Source organism: Luteimonas sp. YGD11-2 (assembly GCF_004118975.1).
GTDB classification, from domain to species: Bacteria; Pseudomonadota; Gammaproteobacteria; order Xanthomonadales; family Xanthomonadaceae; genus Luteimonas; species Luteimonas muca.
Genome location: NZ_CP035376.1, coordinates 1147643 through 1165173, shown reverse-complemented (window position 1 = coordinate 1165173; position 17531 = coordinate 1147643). Strand labels below are relative to the sequence as shown.

Sequence of the window (17531 nt, the reverse complement as noted above, 5' to 3'; positions counted from 1 at the left end):
GTCGTCGCGGACCCCGGTGATAGCATGTCGCCCCCACGTCGAGCCCCCACGCATGGCCAGTTTCTTCCGTCGCAAACCCGAGGAAAGCCCGAAGCCGCGCCGCGGCTTCAGCGCCGAGGAGCTTGCGGCCGCGTTCCCGACGACGGCGCCGGCGGACAGCACCAGCAACCGTGTCGACGAGCTGGCGTCGCAGTCGCCCGCGCCGACGCCGGCGGTCGATCCTGCCGTGCAGGCCGCTGCCACCAGCGACACGGCAGCAGTGCCATCGTCCGCCACGGAAGCACCGGGCAGCGGCGCTCCGACGTCCACGGCAACCGCGACGCCGGCTCCGGGCGCCGCGCCCGCCACCGCCGCCGCCGCCGCTCAAACGACGGCAACACACGCGCCGGCCAGTGCCACCGCTCAGGCGACGGCCGCGACGCCAGCCGCAGGTGCGGCGCCCGCGTCGCCGATCCCGCATGCATCGGCGTTGCCGACGGCCGCTGCCGCGTCGCTTTCCCCGGCGGCTGCGGCCAGCGCCCCGATGTCGCCCGACGCGATCATCGCCGCGATGTCGGCACCGCGCCCGAAGCCGGAACCGGCCCCCGCGGCAGCCAGCTGGCGTGAGCGCCTGCGTGGTACCGGCTTCGCACGCAGCCTGGGCGGCGTGTTCTCGCGCAACCCACGGCTCGACGACGACCTTCTCGACGAGATCGAGACCGCACTGCTGACTGCCGACGTCGGCGTGACCGCCAGCACCGCGCTGGTGGAAGGCATGCGCAAGCGCATGAAGGCCCGTGAATTCGCCGACGCCAACGCACTGCTCGCGGCCCTGCGCACCGAACTGGTGGAGATGCTCAAGCCGGTGGCACGTCCGCTGGAGATCGACCCTGCCGCCAGGCCGTTCGTGATCCTCACCGTCGGCGTCAACGGCGTCGGCAAGACCACCACCATCGGCAAGCTGGCCCACCGCTACAAGGACGAGGGCCACAGCCTGATGCTGGCCGCGGGCGATACCTTCCGCGCCGCCGCGGTGGCGCAGCTGCAGGCCTGGGGTGATCGCAACGATGTCCAGGTGATCGCCCAGGGCCAGGAGGCCGACCCCGCCGCGGTGGCGTTCGACGCGCTGCAGGCCGCGAAGGCACGCGGCACCACCGTGCTGATCGCCGATACCGCCGGCCGCCTGCACACGCAGCAGGGGCTGATGGCCGAACTCGGCAAGATCCGCCGCGTGCTGGCCAAGGTCGACCCCGCCGCGCCGCACGAGGTGCTGATGGTGGTCGACGGCACCACCGGCCAGAACGCGATCTCGCAGCTGCGCCAGTTCCATGCCGCGGTGAACGTCACCGGCCTGGTGGTGACCAAGCTCGACGGCACCGCCAAGGGCGGCGTGGTGTTCGCGCTCGCGCGCGAGTTCGGCATCCCGATTCGTTATGCCGGCATCGGCGAGCGCCCGGAGGACCTGCGCGTATTCGATGCCCAGGCCTTTGTCGACGCGTTGCTGCCGGCATCGCTGGGCAGCGAAGGCACGGCCACGCAGTGAGCCGCCGGCGCGCGGTCGCGCTGGTCGTGATCGTGGCGCTGCTGCTGGTGGCGCTGGCGGCGTTGCGCTGGGCCACCCGTGCCGAGACTGTCGGGCGCTTCCTGCTGGAGATGGCAGGAACGGCCAGCGGGCTTGAGATCACGGCGTCCGCGTTCGATTACCGCCTGCGCGGCACCCCGGAACTGGTGGCCCACGACGTGGTGGCGCGCGTGCCGGGACAGCCGACGCCGCTGCTGGGCGCCGACCGCGTGCTGCTGTCGGTGCCCTGGTCGACGCTGCGCGCGCGCGGCGCCGTGCTCGACGTGCAACGGCTGGAACTGGATGCACCCGTGCTCGACCTGCCGGCGTTCCTGCGCTGGTGGGGGCAGCGCCCGGCCGGCGACGGGGCCGCGCCCGTGTTCGTCGACGGCATCGGCATCACCGGTGGCCGCATCGATGCCGCTGGTTGGCGACTGGAAGCGCTGTCTATCGAGCTGCCGGAGTTCGCCATGAACGCCCCGTTGCGTGCGCATGTGCGCGGACGCTATGTGGCGGCTGCGTTGCGTGCGCCGTTCGACCTGCGCGTGGCGATGACACGTGCTTCCGCGCAGGCCGGCATCGGCATTGCCGGCACGGCGGCCCCCACGGCTGCGAGCTGGCGGTTGCCGGCGTGGCTGCGCCTGTCCGGCCGCCTCGATACGGCCGGTGGGCGCATCGCGGTGAAACGCACGGCGCTGTCCCTGCGCGGCAATCTGCAACTGGACGATTCCACCCATCCGCTGGTGGCGGGGCTTGCCGGCGAAGTGCTGATCGCCGCGGGCGGGCTGCGCATCGATCCGCTGGCGGTGACCCTGCGCGGCCAGGGGCTGCTGCCGCGGTTGCGCGCCGGTGGCGGACTGGTGCTGCGCGACGGGCTGTCGCTTGCCATGCATGGCAGCCTCGCCGAATGGCCGTCTGCCTGGCCGGTGCTGCCGGCGCCGCTCGACCGCGCGCAGGAGCCGACGCCCTTCGCGATAGGCTATGACGGCGCACCCGACCTCTCCACACCGCTGGCGCTGCGGCTGTCACGCGGCGACGCCCGTTTCGAAGGCCATGTGCACACCGACGCGATCCCCGGCTGGCTCGCGCAGCTCGGCGCCGGTACCCCGCTGCCGCCGGTCGCCGGCACCGTGCGCGCACCGGTGCTGGAAATCCCCGGCGCGACGCTGCACGGCGTGGAGATCCGCATCGACGACCAGCCGTCCGACGACGACAGACGGATGCAACCATGAGCGCCGACGCCTTCGCCACGCGTCTGCTGGCCTGGTTCGACCGTAGCGGCCGTCACGACCTGCCCTGGCAGCACCCACGCACGCCGTACCGCGTGTGGCTGTCGGAAATCATGCTGCAGCAGACCCAGGTCGCCGTGGTGGTGCCCTACTTCGAGCGCTTCGTTGCAGCGTTGCCGGATGTTCGCGCGCTCGCCGCCGCGCCGCAGGACGAGGTGCTCGCGCTGTGGTCGGGCCTGGGCTACTACGCGCGCGCGCGCAACCTGCACGCGGCCGCGCGCGCCTGCGTCGAGCTGCACGATGGTGACCTGCCGCGCGATTTCGATGCCCTGCTCGCCCTGCCGGGCATCGGCCGCAGCACCGCCGGGGCGATCCTGTCGCAGGCCTGGGGCGACCGTTTCCCGATCCTCGATGGCAATGTCAAGCGCGTGCTTGCGCGCTGGCACGGCGTGGGTGGCTGGCCGGGACAGCCTGCGGTCGAACGCGTGCTGTGGGCGCACGCCGCCTCCCACCTGCCGGATGCGCGCATGGCCGACTACACGCAGGCGCAGATGGATCTCGGCGCGACGGTGTGCGTGCGCCACGCCCCGCACTGCCTGCTGTGCCCGGTGGCCGACGGCTGTATCGCGCGCCGCGAGGGCCGCACCACGGAGCTGCCGACGCCGCGGCCTGGCAAGGCATTGCCGGAGCGCCAGACCCACATGGTGGTGCTGGAAGACGATCAGGGCCGCATCCTGCTGCAGCGACGTCCGCCGACCGGCATCTGGGCAGCGCTGTGGTCCCTGCCCGAAGCCGGCGACGCGCATGCGGCACACGCGCTTGCCGACAGCCATGCACGGCTTGCATGCGGCGAAGCACTTGCGCCGGTGCCGCATGGCTTCAGCCACTACCGGTTGCTGATCCACCCTCACCGCTGGCGCGGCGTCACCCCGCGCACCCGGGTGGGCGACAATGACGATCTGCGCTGGGTGCCGCCCGCGGCGTTCGATGCCATCGGCCTGCCGGCGCCCATCCGCCGCCTGCTCGATGCCGCCGCCCAGCGCCCATCCCCCGCCCCAGGAGAGACCCGATGACCCGACAGGTGTTCTGCCAGTACGAACAGCGCGAGACCGAAGGTCTGGACTTCGTGCCGTGGCCCGGGGAGCTCGGCAAGCGCGTGTATGCCGGTGTCGGCAAGACCGCATGGTCGGCGTGGCTGGCCCACCAGACGATGCTGATCAACGAGAACCGGCTGTCGCCGCTGGATCCCAAGCACCGCGCGTTCCTGGAAACCGAGATGGAGAAATTCCTCTTCGGCGGCGGCGCGGAAAAACCCGCCGGCTACGTGCCGGCGTCCCCCGAGGGCTGATCCGCCACCACCTCGCCCTCGCGCAGCTCGCGCTCGGCCGTGCGCAGCGCGCGGGTGTCCAATGGCCGGATCGCCGCGATATGGCAGGGGATCCGGTGCGGATTGCTGCTGAGCGGGATCACCTTGTCGAAGCGCGCATGCACGCGGTTCTGCGTGCTGGTCAACGAGATCGCCTGCGCGAAATCGAGGTCCGGACAGCGGCCGGTGAGCTCGAGCAGGAACGCCTCGCCCGGTCGCGTCCAGACTGCAAGCGCGCTGTCGCCCAGTGGCGTCCAGCCATTGAGGCGGCCGAAGAAGTTGAAGCTGCTGACCGGCTCGCCGGCATGGCTGCGGTGCAGGTCGAGCTTCTGCGCATCGGGAATCGAGCCGGTGGCGCAGCCGGCGAGTACGAGCATCGCCAGCGCCAGCGCCGAGGTGGGAAACGGTGCGGCCTTGCGGATCGTCATGGCGTGCTCCAGCAACGTGGCAATGCGGTAGCCGCAACATGCCGGTGCGACTGGCGGGCTGCAAGCATCGCCCCATGTTGATTCAGCCGCCGGAACGCTTGCCGCGGACGCCTGCGATCCGTATCATGCCGCCCTCGCACACGGCTCGGCCGCGTCGCGTGACCTGGCCGGGTAGCTCAGTTGGTAGAGCAGGGGATTGAAAATCCCCGTGTCGGGGGTTCGATTCCCTCCCCGGCCACCATCGCTTCACGGGCGGTTAGCTCAGCGGTAGAGCATTGCCTTCACACGGCAAGGGTCGCAGGTTCGATCCCTGCACCGCCCACCAGCGTACGAACAGCCACCTCCGGGTGGTTTTTTCGTTTCTGCGGCAGGGATTTTCCGCGTCCGCATTCGGACTTTTCCTACGCACCGGCGCGTCCTGCGCCGACGGCGCCATGTCGCGCCCGCGCCCATGCTGCATGGATCCCGGCAGTCTGGCCATGCGATGACAGCGGACGCCGCTTTCAACGGAAGACGCCCGACGATCCGGGCACGGCCGGCGCTGGACCGGGACACTTCAACCGGGGCTTCGATGGAACGCACGTTGATTACCGTGGAACCGGACCAGCCCGGGTGGCTGATCCGCATCGGCGGGTTCGCGCTGGAACGCAACCTCGACAAGATCGTCGCCATCGACCGCGCCACCCGCCTCGCGCGGTCGCGCCACCATTCGACCGGTCATCCCACCGGCGTGGAAGTGCACATGCTCTGCGGCGAGACCGTCGCCATCGGCCTGCACGGCTGAGGCCCCGCAGGGCGAGTTCCGACCATGGCCTCCCGGCCCGCCAGAACCACAGCCGTTCCCCGCACGCTGCGCAACCGCTGCGGCCCAGGTGCCATGACGCAATTCGCTACTGGCACGTACCCACGCGCCGGAACGCCAGGTCCTCGAAGTCGTAGCTGAAATCCGCTTGCGGATCGACCTTTGCCATCGTCATGCCGGCGACGTCGCCATCCATGGTGAACTCCACCCAGGCATCGGTGCCGATGCTGTCGTCGAACCAGTCCACGAACATGCGCCCGTCGAGCCGCATGAGCAGCCCGGTGAGCGTGGGCGATTTGGCCGAAGCAAAGACCATCCCACGGGGATCCGGACACAGCCGGACCTCGCCGAACCACGGATCGCGGTAAAGCCCGGTCGGGACGGCGGGATCATCGGCCGCGACCGTGGTCCGCGCGGAGGTATCAGGGGCACGCCGCGCCGGAGGCGCCTCGTCGCGTTCGCGCTGCAGTACTTCCGCATACGCGGCCACCGGCATCGCCCCGCCCGGGCGCACCAGCAGGTCGGAGAGCGCCTGCACCAGCACCGTGCGTGCATCGGCACCCGAGCCGTTGGTCATCATCACGAAGCCGGCATCGAGTTCCGGCAGCAGCGTCAGCGCGGAGTACATGCCCGACAGCGTGCCGGTATGCGAGACCTTCAGGCGGCCATGCGCGTCGTTGAGGCGCCAACCGTAGCCATACCCGTAGAAGCGGCTGCCATCCCACTCGCGCATGCGGCCGCCCAGCGGCATCGGCATGTGCAGCGTCCACAGTTCGCGGCGGCGCGCGTCCGACAGCCACGGGTGCCCGTCGACAAGGCCATGTTGCGCGGGCTGCAGCCACATGCGCGTCCACACCAGCATGTCCTCGAGGCTGCAGCGCACGCCGCCGGCCGCGGCCATCGGCACGGTGTCGACGACGGCTCCGTCTTCGCGATACACCACATTGCGCCCACCGACGTGGCGATGCGGCTGGGCGACATCGCCGACCGCGTCGCGGTCGAAACCACCGGCCTCGCAACGCGACATGCCCAGCGGCGCGAACACCTCGCGCTCCATCAGTTCCTCGTATGACGCACCGCCCGCAGCTGCGGCGACTTCCCCGGCGACGATATAGAGCGTGTTGTCGTAGGCATAACGCGAGCGGAAGCTGTGCAAGGGCTTCAGGTGCGCGAGGCCGGCGACCACATCCTCGCGAGTGAAATGGTTGGGTTCGGGCCAGAGCATGAGATCGCCCGCGCCCGGCCCCAGGCCGCTGTTGTGGATCAGCAGGTCGCGCACCTGGATCTCGCGCGTGACCCACGGGTCGTGCATGCGGAAGTCCGGCAGGTGCCTGATGACCGGGTCGTCCCAGGCCAGCAGGCCGCGATCGACCAGCCGCGCCAGCAACGCGGTGGTCATCGCCTTGGTGTTGGAGGCCACCTTGAACAGCGAGCGCGGGGTGATCGCCTCGCCCTCCCCCGCGCGCAACTCGCCCGCGGTGCGCTGGTAAACGACTTCGCCATCGACCACCACGCCCACTGCGAGCCCGGGCAGGCGGTAGCGCGACATGGTGTCGTCGAACAGGGTGTCGACGGCTGCCGCGTCCACGGTGATGGCGGGCCGGTCGCCGGCAGCGCCGGCCGATGGCGCCAGGCATAGCGCCAGCAGGCAGGCGAGCGCCGGGAAGGATCTACGGGTGGTCATGGTCTACGTCGTTTCCGTCTGCGATGCGCGGTTGCCGTGACGCCACGCCCGCAGGCGCATATCGACGTCATGCGGTGCGCATGGACATGCGGCGGGGCCCGCGATGTTCCGCGGACCTCCGCAGTGGAGGCGCAGCACGGCTGCGCCGCGGTTGACCGGTCCGCCGCGGAGGCGGACCGGGTACATCCGGCGGTCAGAAGTTCCAGGTCACGACCAGCTGCGCCGAACGCGGTGCCTGCCAGCCGGTCGCGGTGCCGAAGTACGGACGCACGACGCCCGGGTTGCCCTCGTAGCGACCACGCACGTTGACCTCGCGCTGGTGGTTGAGCAGGTTGAACACCGAGAAGCGCGCGCGCAGGTCGATGCCCTCGACCGGCAGCGTCCAGGTCACGCTGGCGCCGACGTCGAAGATCCACGGCATGCGCCCGAACGCGCCGCGCGGCGAGAACTCGTAGACGCGCTGGTCCCAGGCGCCGGCACAGTTCTGCACGCACAGCCAGCCGGTGCCGCCGCCACTGCCTTCGCTGGTGTAGCTGGCGACGGCGAAGTTCTCGTCCGGCCAGGTCACGCCAAACGCGGTGATCGGGCCGCCCGACAGCGCGGTGAAGGTACCGCCCACCGACCACATCTCGTTGAACCTGTAGCTGCCGCGCAGTTTGAGCTGGTGGCGGCGGTCGTTGAACAGGTAGCCGTAGCGGTCGTTGTTGGCCGGATGGTCCCAGTGCTGGACCATGCCGGTGTCACCGTAGTTGGTGTCGGAGTTCACCGGGCCTTCGTGGTTGCCCTCCGACTTCGACCACAGGTACGACGCGTTGAAGGCCCACTTGTCGTCCCAGGCGCGATCGATCTGGAATTCGAGCGCCTTGTAGGTCCGCTTCGGATCGGCGTAACCGATGATCCGGTTGCTGCCGACGGTGATGTAGCCCTCCTTCGAGGTGTCGATGGTGACCCAGCCATCCTGCGCGCAGCCCATCTCGGTGGTGCCCCACAGGGTGAGCTCGTCGCCGGGGTTGGCGATCGGCCACAACGTGCCGTGGCGCTGCCCGCACAGTGCGTTGATGCGCACGTCGTCCATTGCGTTGGGCATGCGCCGGTAGGTGGCATTGACGCCCCACGACCAGGCCTGGTTGATCATCGACTGGAAGCCGAGGATGGCCTCGTCCTGGTACACCGCGTCGATGTCCTGGTCCACGCTCTGGCGGTAGTCGCGCACGCTGATGTTGAACTGGTCATCCACGGGGCCGATCTGCGCGCCCATGATCGGTGCCATGTACGTCGCGCCGGTCACCGGATTGGTCTCCTGGCGCCAACCCTCCAGCGGATAGAACCTGCGCTCGTCGAGCAGGCCGCCGGCAAAGTTGTAGCTGATGATGCTGGTCACCGGCATGTAGTAGCGGCCGAGGTTGCCGAACAGCTTGGTGGTGCCGTCGCCGCGCGTATCCCAGGAGAAACCGAACCGTGGCGAGACCAGGTTGTCGAGCTTGATGAAGCTGTCGCCTGTCGCGGTCTTGTTGTTGAAGTTGTCCACGCGCACGCCGAGGTTGATCAGCAGGTTCGGCGTGACATTCCAGATGTCTTCGAGGTAGTAGGCGGTGGCGGTGATGTCGAACACGCCACCGTCGGCGCGCTCGCGCCCCATCAGGAACGCGTTGACGCCGGCTGGCAGCGGCACACCGTTGTCGAGCACCTGGGTGGCGCTGGTGCGACCGTAGGCCGTGTACTGCACGCCGCTACCCGGGTATGCGGTGACGCGGTCGGTGGTCATCAGTTCGTGGTCGACGCCGAACCGCAGCAGGTGGTCGCCCAGCGCCCACTCGAAGTCCAGCCGACCGACCTCGCGCTCGTCCTCGTGCGAGACCACCGAGGCGCCCGGGTGGCAGCCCAGGACCGGCGACCCCATCGCGCGGTAGGCCGCGCCGTACGATGCGGTGTTGTAGGTGACCCAGTCGCAGGGCGTGTCCGCGGGTGAACGCGAGTAGCTCTGGCTGCGGTTGATGCCGTACATGGCCTTGGCGGTGAAGTTCTCGCCGAAATGGCCGGTGTAGGTGACCGAACCGCTCTTGCCGCCGGTTTCCACCGTGCGCTCGCCGGACAGGGCACCGCGTTCGTTGGTGTCCCAGTTGTAGCCGAAATTGTCGTAGCCGGTTTCGCTCTCGTCCGAGAACGCCAGCAGCTCGAGCGAATGGTCGTCGTTGATGTTCCAGTCCATCTTCGCGCCCCAGAACCCGTCGTCTGCGCCGCTGTTGGTCCAGGTGGAACCGGTCGAGTTGGTGTAGCGCGACTCGTTGTCGCGCTGCTCGTACATCGCGAACAGGAACAGGCGGTCGCGGATCAGCGGGCCGGACGCCCACACGTTGGCCTTGGTGAAACTCTGACGGTCGCGGCTGCCGCGTGTGTTGATCGTGCCGTCGTCGTAGTAGCGGTCCTGGAAGTCGGCGCGCCATGCGTCGGGCTGGAAGGTCACTTCCACGCCGCCTTCGAGTTCATTGGTGCCCGAGCGGGTGACGGCGTTGATGACGCCGCCGGTGCTGCGGCCGAACTCGACCGAATAGCCGCCGGTCTTGACCTGGAACTCGCGGAAGAACGCGAACGGCGCGGTGGAGAAGCTCTGGCGCCGGTAGAAGTCGGTGACATTGAGGCCGTTGATGAAGACCGAGTTCTCGGCGATCGACGAGCCGCCGAAGGACATACCGCCCAGGCTGGAGTTGCCGCTGATGACGCCGGGCGCCAGCATCGCCACCGAACTCAGGCTCTGCGCCACCGGGAGCCGCGCGATCTCCTCGCGGTTGACGGTGGTGGCGGTCTCGGTCGAGCGCACGTCCACGCGGTTGACCACGCGCGACCCGACCACCTGCACCGCCGCAAGGTTCGCAACCCCGCCGCCGGAACCCAGGTTCACCGTGGTGGTGCCGCCGAGGGCGACGTTGACGGTGACCGGCTCGCCCACGGGCCGGCCGTCGCGCAGGGTCTGCAACTGGTAATCGCCCACCGGAAGCTGGCCGAGACGGTAGCTGCCGTCGGCCGAGACCGTGGCTGTCCGGGTCAGGCCGGTGGCGCGGTGGGTCACGCTGATCTGGTCGCCTGCCGTGGCACGGCCGGCGACCGCACCGGTGACCTGCTGCGCCATCACCGAGGGCGCCATCGCGCCCAGGCAGGCGCCCAGCGCCAGATACAGTGCCGCCTTGCGAATCGTCTTGCTCCTCATGCCACTTTCTCCCCAGCGTGATAGTCGTTGTGTTGAATCCATTCCGGATGTCACTCGACGGCGGGCAGCATCTGCCAGTCGAATGCGTAGTCCCATTGATCGAAGTACAGGTTGCCGCCGCGCCACTCCGCCTCGCCGCGCTGCGAGTCGACGGTCTCGGAACGGAAATGGGTCTTGGCCGGCACGAACGGCCGGCCGAAATCGTCGTTGAACGCGATGCGGTAGGCGTCCAGTCCACCGAGATAGAACCAGCGCAGGTCCTCGTCGTCCGTCGCCAGCAGGCCGGTGGTCACGTCCATCGGCACCCAACCGTAGGGCGCGAGATACAGCCAGCCCCAGTCGTGCATGGTGTCGTGGCCTTCGTGGTCCTCGGAATACACCCAGCCCGACTGCCAGCGCGCGGGAATGCCGTTCATGCGCAGCAGGGTCATCAGCAGCAGGGTCACCTGGCCGCAGTCGGCGTGACCGGCGTGCAGTGCGTGTTCGCCGAGGTTGCCGATGGTCGAGTACTCGCGCGCACCCCCCCAGGGGATGTCGTCGACCGCCGCGAACAGCTTCTGCGCGATCCGGTAGGGATTGGTCTCGTCGCCGACCACGCGCTCGGAAAACGCCCGCATCGCAGGCGAGAACACGATGTGCGGCGCGCGCTCGGCCACGTGCGCCGCAAGTTCGGGGTGGGCGGCGGCGTCGATGCGCTGCACGCGCTCCGGATCGATATGGGCATGCCGGGCATGCACGGTGAGGTCGTAACTCACCGAGAAGCGCGTGGGTTCGCCGGCGACCGTCTGCTGTTCCATGTACACGGTGCGCTGCAGGGTATCGGCCGGTGCGACGCGGTGCGAGGACGGTGCGCTCGCGACCAGCCGCAGCCCCTCCTGCTGGCCGTCGATCTCGCGCGGATACGGGATCCAGGCGCGGATGGTCTCGCCTGCTGGCACCGCGTCCGGCTTCACCGTCAACGACTGGGTCACGCGCACCCGGCGTGGCGCCACGCCCGCGCCGGGCGCTGCGTGCGCGGCCTCGATGACGTCGCGATGGTGCGGATGGGGGCGTTCGTACGGGCCGGAACCGGACGTCCGCGCGGGTGGTGCACGCCGCGCGGCGATGTCCGGGTGCAGCCGGAACATGTTGGAGACCGAACGGTTGAAGTAGCGGGTCTCGCCATCGATCCGCATCGACTCGAGTTTGCCGCCGGCGGTCCACTCCGCGAATTCGGCGTCCGCGAGATCGGGCACCTGGCGGCGGATGGATTCGCGCGCGGCCGCGGTGTCGAGGCTGAAATCCAGACGGATGCGGCGCATGCGTTCGCGCTGGAACTCGAGGCCGCGGCGCTCGTCCGGCAACAGCCCGTCCGTCGCCAGCAGTGCGGCGATGCGGGCCTCGGCGGCAGCGAAATCACCACGCTCCACCAGTGCATGGACCTCGGGAGCTGCCGGCGGCGGGAGGTCATCCTGCGCATGGCCGGCCAGCGACAACAGGCACAGGATGCCCGTGACCACCACCAGAACCGGAACTCCCAGGCGTACCCCGACCTGCAGCATGCTGCCCCCTTGCCGGACCTATCCCCTGTGAGGCGGTATGTAGCATGGGCGTCACAACCGGTCAATAATTTATTCTGCCGGCCTTGATATCGCGAAGAATCTATTCCATAACTTCCGGACAGAGCGTGCACGGTGCACGCCGGGGAATTCCCATGAGCCTACGGCCGACCCTCCCGTTGCCGGCGCGTGCGCTGTGTATCGCACTGCTGCTGGCCACCGGCGCACTGGCGCACGCACGTGCCCCGACGCCTTCCACCGCGGACTTGGCCACGCCCGCCCACGGCATCGTCGGCGTCGCGGACCGTCATCTGGACCCCGAATACTGGGTACGCCAGGCGGGGGCGGATGCGGATCGTGTCCATCTCGACCGCGCCGCCATCAAGACGCAGAACGCCCGCCTGCTGGCCGAGGACGACAGCGTGCGCGACATGGCCGCATTCCCGGGCGAACTCGACGGGGCCGAGGTGCGGGCCTGGATCGAGGCGCTGTCGGAGCGCCCGAGCGCCGATCGCTACGATGTCCACGGCGCCCCGGTCGAGCCGGCGTTCTTCGACACGCTTGAGCGCGAGATGGCGCTCGACGCCATCCCCGCCCGCGTGCAGCCGCGTTTCGGGCTGGCGGTGGAACGCGCCGACCTGCGCGCATTCCCGACCACGCGGCGGATCTTCTCCACTGCCGGCGACGTCGACATCGACCGCCTGCAGGAAAGCGGCCTGTTCCCGGGCGACGCACTGGCGGTGCTGCACACGACCGCGGACGGCAGCTGGTCGTTCGTGGCGAGCGACCGCTACCTCGCGTGGATGGAGACCTCGCGCCTTGCCACCGGCACCCGCGAGCAGATGGCCGCCTACCGCACCCGCACGCCGTCGCTGCTGGTGACCGGCGCCACCGCGCGCACGGTGTTCAACCCGGTGCGCCCGGACATCTCCGAGCTGCAGCTCGACATGGGCGTGCGCGTGCCGCTGCTGGAGGACTGGCCGGCACAGGACCAGGTCCATGGCCAGCACCCTGCGTTCGGCCACGTCATCGAACTGCCGGCGCGGCGCGGCGACGGCAGCCTGGAGTTCGTGCCGGCGCTGCTGCCGCGTACGGCGGAGGTCTCGGCCGAGCCGCTGCCGCTGACGCCGGCCAACCTGATCCGCCAGGGCTTCAGGTTCCTCGGCGAGCGTTACGGCTGGGGGCATTCGTTCAACGCCCGCGACTGCAGCGGCTTCGTGTCCGAGATCTATCGCAGCATGGGCGTGCAGATGCCGCGCAACACCCGCGACCAGGCGGTGAGCCCGGCCTTCGACAAGACCGTGCTGACCGCCGACTCCACCCGCGACGAGCGGCTGGCGGCGGTTGCCGACATGCAGGTCGGCGACCTGATCTACATCCCGGGCCACGTGATGATGATGATCGGCCGCGACGACGGCATGACCTACGTCATCCACGACACCTCCGGCACCGGCTACCGCGGTGCCGATGGTGGTTACGTGCGCATGTCGCTGTCGGGCGTGGTGGTGACCGCACTCGAACCGATGATGTCCGGGCGCGACACCGACACCATCGACCGCATCACCAGCATCGTGCGCATCCGCTGACCTCCGAAGGGACCCAATGAAGATCGAAAGGATCGAGCTCGGCCTGCTGCGCGTGCCGCTGAAAACCCCGTTCAAGACCGCACTGCGCACCATCGACGCGGTCGAGGACGTGGTGGTGCGGCTGCATACCGACACCGGCCATATCGGCCATGGCGAGGCCGCGCCGACCGCGGTCATCACCGGCGAGACACGCGGCTCGATCATCGCCGCGATCGACCAGGTGATCGCGCCGCGCATCATCGGCATGGAGGTCGCCGACCTCAACCGCATCCTGCAGCTGATCCACACCAGCGCCGAGCGCAACACCAGCGCCAAGGCGGCGGTGGAAATCGCCGTCTACGACCTGTGGGCGCAGCTCTACGACGCGCCGCTGTACCGCATGCTCGGCGGTGGCGACCCGGTAATCACCACCGACATCACCATCAGCGTCGACTACATCGACAAGATGGTCGCCGACTCGCTGGCGGCGATCGACCGCGGCTTCGAATCGCTCAAGATCAAGGTCGGCAAGGAGATCGGCGTCGACATCGAACGCGTCAAGGCGATCTACGCCGCGGTCGAAGGCCGCGCCCGCCTGCGGCTGGATGCCAACCAGGGCTGGAGCGCCAAGCAGGCGGTGTGGGCGATCCGCAACCTCGAGGATGCCGGCGTCGAACTCGAACTGGTCGAGCAGCCGGTGCGCGCCCGCGACATCGAGGGCATGCGCTATGTCACCGAACGCGTGCACACGCCGATCATGGCCGACGAGAGCGTATTCGGCCCGGCGGAGGTCATCGACCTGCTGCGCATGCGCGCGGCCGACATCGTCAACATCAAGCTGATGAAGACCGGCGGCATCTCCAACGCGATCCGCGTGGCCGACATCGCCGCCCTGCACGGGGTGGAGTGCATGATCGGCTGCATGATCGAATCCAGCATCAGCGTGGCCGCGGCGGTGCACGTGGCGGTCGCCAAGGCGGACATCATCCGCAAGGTCGACCTCGACGGTCCGTCGCTCGCGCAGTACGACCCGGTCGATGGCGGGGTCACGTTCAACGAATCGGAGATCTCGATCGGCGATGCGCCGGGACTGGGCATCCGCGAGATCCGCGGCCTGCAACCCCTGGCCGCCTGAGCGCGATGTCGGCGCTGCTGAAGATCCGCTCCGAGCGTGACCAGATGTCCGCGATCGAGCGGCGCATCGGCGACTTCGTGCTCGACAACGCCCACCTGCTGCGCGACTACTCCTCGCTGCAGCTCGCCAACGCACTGGAGATCAGCCAGTCGAGCGTGGTGAAGTTCAGCCAGAAGCTCGGCTACAAGGGCTGGCCCGACCTCAAGTTCGCGGTGGGCGAGGATGTCGCCCGCGGCGATGGCAACGGTTCGTCGGAAGCGCCCTCGGCGGCGCCGCCGGCCGGGCGCCACGCCGCGCTGGCCGAGGCGCTGTGGCAGGCGAAGTCGGCGGCGGAGCAGGAAACGCGGTCGCTCAATGCGCCGGAAACGCTGGATGCGATCGCCGCCACGCTGCGCACCGCGCACACCGTCTACGTGATCGGGCTGGGCGAGGACAGCGTCGGTGCGCGCGCGTTCGCGCTGCGGCTGGTGCAGGCCGGCGTGCTCGCGGTGTACCTGTCGGATCCGGCCCTCATGCCGATCGGGCTGTCGCGGGTGCGGCGCGAGGACGTGCTGGTGGTGCTGTCCGAACACGGCCGCCGCAGTGCGCTGTGCGAGCTCGGGCGCATCTTCCGCGAGCGTGCCGGCCGTGTGGTCAGCATCACCCGGCACACCGCCAACCCGCTGCGCACGCTGGCCGACCACGCGCTGCTGGTATCGGCCCATGATGACCGTGCCCACGTGGAGCCCCTGCTCTACCAGGCGGCCCTGCAGCACCTGCTCGACCTGCTGTTCCTGCTGCTGTGCGCGGACGGCGACGAGCGCATGCCGCTGCTCGACCGCGGCACTGCGCGGATGCGACAGTTGCTCGAATCCTGACCGGTGCCGTCCGCATGCCGATGATCCGCCAACAGCTGCTGCTGCCCCTGCTCGCCGTCGGTTGTGCCCTGCTGTCGGCCTGCGGCGGACGCGTGGCCGAGGAAGACCCGGCGCCACTGACCGGCGCCAACCAGCTGGTGCTGGTGGTGACGCCCGACTGGAACGCCACCACGGGCACGCTGCGCAGCTACGAACGGCTGGCCGACGGCGGCTGGCGCGAGGTCGACCGCGCCGCCGACGTGACCGTGGGCCGCAACGGCACGGCCTGGGGCCGCGGCCTGCACCCGCAGCAGCCGGGCACCATGAAACAGGAAGGCGACGGCCGCGCACCGGCGGGTGCATTCGCGATCGGCATCGCGTTCGGCTACCCCGGGCAGCTGCGCACCGCACTCGACTACCGCCCGATGCAGGCTTCGCACTGGTGCATCGACGTGCCGGCCTCGCCGCACTACAACCGCATCGTCGATAGCCGCGACGTCGGCGACGACGCGGTCACCGGTTCCACCGAGCCGATGCGCCGCGACCTGCATGCGAACGGGGACCAGCGCTACAAGCTCGGATTCGTGATCGAGCACAACGCCGATGCCCAGCCGGGTGGTGGCAGCTGCATCTTCGCGCACCTGTGGGATGCCCCCGAGGTGCCCACCGCCGGCTGCACCGCCATGGGCGAAGGGCGCATGCGCGAGTTGCTGGACTGGCTGGATCCGCAGCTGCGTCCGGTGTTCGTGCTGCTGCCGGCGCGCGAACACGCGCGCCTGCGCGAAGCCTGGGACCTGCCGGTGCCCGCACCGTGAGGCCTGCGGTCTCCGCCATGTTGCCCATTCCCCAGCCGCCTCCACCCCCGGGATTTCCCGACGCATGACCACGCACGACACCCCGCCCCGCCGTCGGTTCCGCCTGTCGGCCCCGGCACGCGTGCTGATCGGCCTGCTGGCGGGCGCCGCCGTCGGCCTCGGCCTGGCGGCACGCGATCCGGCAACCGCCGTACAGGTGGCCGATGCGGTGCAACCGATCGGCCGGCTGTGGCTCAACGCCCTGCAGATGACCGTGGTGCCGCTGGTGGTGGCGCTGGTGGTGGTCGGCATCAACTCCGCAAGCGATGCCGCAGCCTCGGGGCGCACCGCGCGCATGGCGATGATCGTGTTCGCGGTGCTGCTGGTGGCATCCGGCAGCTTCGCGGCGGTCGCCGCGCCCACGCTGCTGTCGCTGATGCCGCGCGCCGACACCATGGCGGAAACCTTCCGCGCCGCGATCGCGGGCCCGGCCACGCTGTCCACGCCGCCGCCGCTGGGCGAGTGGCTGTCGGCGGTGATCCCCAACAATGCGCTGGCAGCCGCTGCGGCAAGCGCGATGCTGCCGCTCGTGGTGTTTGCGATGTTCTTCGGCTTCGCGCTGACCCGGCTCGAGGCCGACCGCCGTGCGCGCATGCTGGAGCTGGTGCGCACCGTGGGCGACGCCATGATCGTCATCGTGCGCTGGGTGTTGTGGGCGGCGCCGGTCGGCGTGTTCGCACTCGTGCTTGCGGTGTGCGCACGCGTGGGTCTGAGCGTGCTCGGCGCGCTGGGCACCTACATCGCGGTGCAGTGCCTGCTCTACATCAGCGTGACCATCGCGCTGTACGCGGTGGCGGTGCTGGTGGCCGGCGAGAAGCTGCGACGGTTCGCGAGCGCGCTGGTGCCGGTGCAGGCGATCGCCGCCAGCACCCAGTCCTCGTTGGCCTCACTGCCGGTAATGATCGATTCCGCACGCCAGCGCCTGGGCTATCCGCTTGCGGTCACGTCGCTGGTGCTGCCGATGGCGGTATCGCTGTTCCGCATCACCAGCCCGGTGCAGTACATCGGCGTGGCCTGTTTCATCGCCTGGATGTACGGCGTCGACCTTACCGCGACACAACTGGCGACTGCGGTGGGCTTGAGCCTGGTGATCAGCATGGGCGCGGTGGGCCTGCCCGGCCAGGTGAGTTTCATGACCAACAACATGCCGGTCACCCAGGCGATGGGCCTTCCGGTGGAACCGCTGGGCGTGCTGCTGGCGGTCGATACGATCCCGGACGTGTTCTCCACCGTCGGTAACACCACCGCGCAGGTCACCGCCACCGCCATCGTGACGCGGCGCAGCGGTGCAATGCCCGCCCCAGGCGACGACCCCGCGATCGCCCCTTGAAGATCTCCGCGTGCGCCCG

The 17531-nt window shown here is 69.6% G+C and carries 14 protein-coding genes and 2 tRNA genes; 12 read left to right on the top strand and 4 right to left on the bottom strand.

What is annotated here, in order from left to right; genetic code table 11:
- Nucleotides 1–52 precede the first annotated feature (52 nt).
- Genes ftsY through ERL55_RS05295 form a run of 4 tightly spaced genes read left to right on the top strand, consistent with a single transcriptional unit; the run spans nucleotide 53 to nucleotide 4117 of the window.
- Complete coding sequence (gene ftsY / locus ERL55_RS05310) at nucleotides 53–1522, top strand: signal recognition particle-docking protein FtsY (RefSeq protein WP_129135498.1); 1470 nt, start codon at nucleotides 53–55, stop codon at nucleotides 1520–1522.
- Nucleotides 1519–2772 (top strand): hypothetical protein, encoded by a 1254-nt coding sequence (locus ERL55_RS05305; RefSeq protein WP_129135497.1) that lies wholly within the window; start codon nucleotides 1519–1521, stop codon nucleotides 2770–2772. Before ftsY ends, ERL55_RS05305 begins: the two co-directional genes overlap by 4 nt.
- Nucleotides 2769–3842, top strand: a complete 1074-nt coding sequence (gene mutY / locus ERL55_RS05300; protein WP_129135496.1) for an A/G-specific adenine glycosylase — start codon at nucleotides 2769–2771, stop codon at nucleotides 3840–3842. Before ERL55_RS05305 ends, mutY begins: the two co-directional genes overlap by 4 nt.
- The gene (locus ERL55_RS05295) at nucleotides 3839–4117 is read left to right on the top strand and encodes an oxidative damage protection protein (RefSeq protein WP_129135495.1); all 279 of its coding nucleotides are present in this window, start codon (nucleotides 3839–3841) and stop codon (nucleotides 4115–4117) included. The genes mutY and ERL55_RS05295 overlap by 4 nt, the downstream gene beginning before the upstream one ends.
- Here the strand turns inward: ERL55_RS05295 and ERL55_RS05290 are convergent.
- A complete protein-coding gene (locus ERL55_RS05290; protein WP_241685850.1) occupies nucleotides 4090–4563 on the bottom strand; it encodes a DUF6491 family protein in 474 nt (157 codons plus the stop codon). The genes ERL55_RS05295 and ERL55_RS05290 overlap by 28 nt on opposite strands.
- A 165-nt stretch (nucleotides 4564–4728) precedes the next feature.
- Between ERL55_RS05290 and ERL55_RS05285 the strand changes: the two genes are divergently transcribed.
- From ERL55_RS05285 to ERL55_RS05275, 3 genes are all read left to right on the top strand, one after another.
- A tRNA-Phe gene (locus ERL55_RS05285) sits at nucleotides 4729–4804 on the top strand.
- A gap of 9 nt (nucleotides 4805–4813) precedes the next feature.
- Nucleotides 4814–4888, top strand: a tRNA-Val gene (locus ERL55_RS05280).
- A gap of 246 nt (nucleotides 4889–5134) precedes the next feature.
- Nucleotides 5135–5347, top strand: a complete 213-nt coding sequence (locus ERL55_RS05275; RefSeq protein ID WP_129135494.1) for a hypothetical protein — start codon at nucleotides 5135–5137, stop codon at nucleotides 5345–5347.
- 106 nt (nucleotides 5348–5453) lie between these two features.
- On the opposite strand, the gene ERL55_RS05270 is transcribed toward ERL55_RS05275, so the two are convergent.
- The 3 genes from ERL55_RS05270 to ERL55_RS05260 form a co-directional block, all read right to left on the bottom strand.
- Nucleotides 5454–7049, bottom strand: coding sequence for a serine hydrolase (locus ERL55_RS05270; RefSeq protein WP_129135493.1), 1596 nt, complete (start codon nucleotides 7047–7049; stop codon nucleotides 5454–5456).
- A 193-nt stretch (nucleotides 7050–7242) separates the two neighbouring features.
- On the bottom strand, nucleotides 7243–10254 hold the full coding sequence (locus tag ERL55_RS05265) for a TonB-dependent receptor (protein WP_129135492.1): 3012 nt from the start codon (nucleotides 10252–10254) through the stop codon (nucleotides 7243–7245).
- Between the two features lie 50 nt (nucleotides 10255–10304).
- Nucleotides 10305–11795 (bottom strand): transglutaminase domain-containing protein, encoded by a 1491-nt coding sequence (locus tag ERL55_RS05260; RefSeq protein WP_129135491.1) that lies wholly within the window; start codon nucleotides 11793–11795, stop codon nucleotides 10305–10307.
- 152 nt (nucleotides 11796–11947) lie between these two features.
- On the opposite strand from ERL55_RS05260, the gene ERL55_RS05255 reads away from it, so the two are divergent.
- The 5 genes from ERL55_RS05255 (at nucleotide 11948) to ERL55_RS05235 (ending at nucleotide 17512) form a co-directional block, all read left to right on the top strand.
- Nucleotides 11948–13378, top strand: a complete 1431-nt coding sequence (locus ERL55_RS05255) for an SH3 domain-containing protein (protein WP_129135490.1) — start codon at nucleotides 11948–11950, stop codon at nucleotides 13376–13378.
- A gap of 16 nt (nucleotides 13379–13394) precedes the next feature.
- A complete protein-coding gene (locus tag ERL55_RS05250) occupies nucleotides 13395–14492 on the top strand; it encodes a dipeptide epimerase (protein ID WP_129135489.1) in 1098 nt (365 codons plus the stop codon).
- A gap of 5 nt (nucleotides 14493–14497) precedes the next feature.
- Nucleotides 14498–15349, top strand: a complete 852-nt coding sequence (locus tag ERL55_RS05245) for a MurR/RpiR family transcriptional regulator (protein ID WP_129135488.1) — start codon at nucleotides 14498–14500, stop codon at nucleotides 15347–15349.
- A gap of 14 nt (nucleotides 15350–15363) precedes the next feature.
- Complete coding sequence (locus ERL55_RS05240) at nucleotides 15364–16143, top strand: hypothetical protein (protein WP_241685849.1); 780 nt, start codon at nucleotides 15364–15366, stop codon at nucleotides 16141–16143.
- 64 nt (nucleotides 16144–16207) lie between these two features.
- Complete coding sequence (locus ERL55_RS05235; RefSeq protein ID WP_343132720.1) at nucleotides 16208–17512, top strand: cation:dicarboxylase symporter family transporter; 1305 nt, start codon at nucleotides 16208–16210, stop codon at nucleotides 17510–17512.
- Nucleotides 17513–17531: the final 19 nt, after the last annotated feature.

Excerpts from the sequence above, each read along its gene's own strand:
- ERL55_RS05240 (WP_241685849.1), top strand. The coding sequence starts at position 15,364 with ATGCCGATGATCCGCCAACAGCTGCTGCTGCCCCTGCTCGCCGTCGGT.
- ftsY (WP_129135498.1), top strand. The coding sequence starts at position 53 with ATGGCCAGTTTCTTCCGTCGCAAACCCGAGGAAAGCCCGAAGCCGCGC.
- ERL55_RS05270 (WP_129135493.1), bottom strand. The coding sequence starts at position 7,049 with ATGACCACCCGTAGATCCTTCCCGGCGCTCGCCTGCCTGCTGGCGCTA.
- ERL55_RS05275 (WP_129135494.1), top strand. The coding sequence starts at position 5,135 with ATGGAACGCACGTTGATTACCGTGGAACCGGACCAGCCCGGGTGGCTG.
- ERL55_RS05260 (WP_129135491.1), bottom strand. The coding sequence starts at position 11,795 with ATGCTGCAGGTCGGGGTACGCCTGGGAGTTCCGGTTCTGGTGGTGGTC.
- ERL55_RS05290 (WP_241685850.1), bottom strand. The coding sequence starts at position 4,563 with ATGACGATCCGCAAGGCCGCACCGTTTCCCACCTCGGCGCTGGCGCTG.
- ERL55_RS05250 (WP_129135489.1), top strand. The coding sequence starts at position 13,395 with ATGAAGATCGAAAGGATCGAGCTCGGCCTGCTGCGCGTGCCGCTGAAA.
- ERL55_RS05265 (WP_129135492.1), bottom strand. The coding sequence starts at position 10,254 with ATGAGGAGCAAGACGATTCGCAAGGCGGCACTGTATCTGGCGCTGGGC.
- mutY (WP_129135496.1), top strand. The coding sequence starts at position 2,769 with ATGAGCGCCGACGCCTTCGCCACGCGTCTGCTGGCCTGGTTCGACCGT.
- ERL55_RS05295 (WP_129135495.1), top strand. The coding sequence starts at position 3,839 with ATGACCCGACAGGTGTTCTGCCAGTACGAACAGCGCGAGACCGAAGGT.
- ERL55_RS05235 (WP_343132720.1), top strand. The coding sequence starts at position 16,208 with ATGACCACGCACGACACCCCGCCCCGCCGTCGGTTCCGCCTGTCGGCC.
- ERL55_RS05255 (WP_129135490.1), top strand. The coding sequence starts at position 11,948 with ATGAGCCTACGGCCGACCCTCCCGTTGCCGGCGCGTGCGCTGTGTATC.
- ERL55_RS05245 (WP_129135488.1), top strand. The coding sequence starts at position 14,498 with ATGTCGGCGCTGCTGAAGATCCGCTCCGAGCGTGACCAGATGTCCGCG.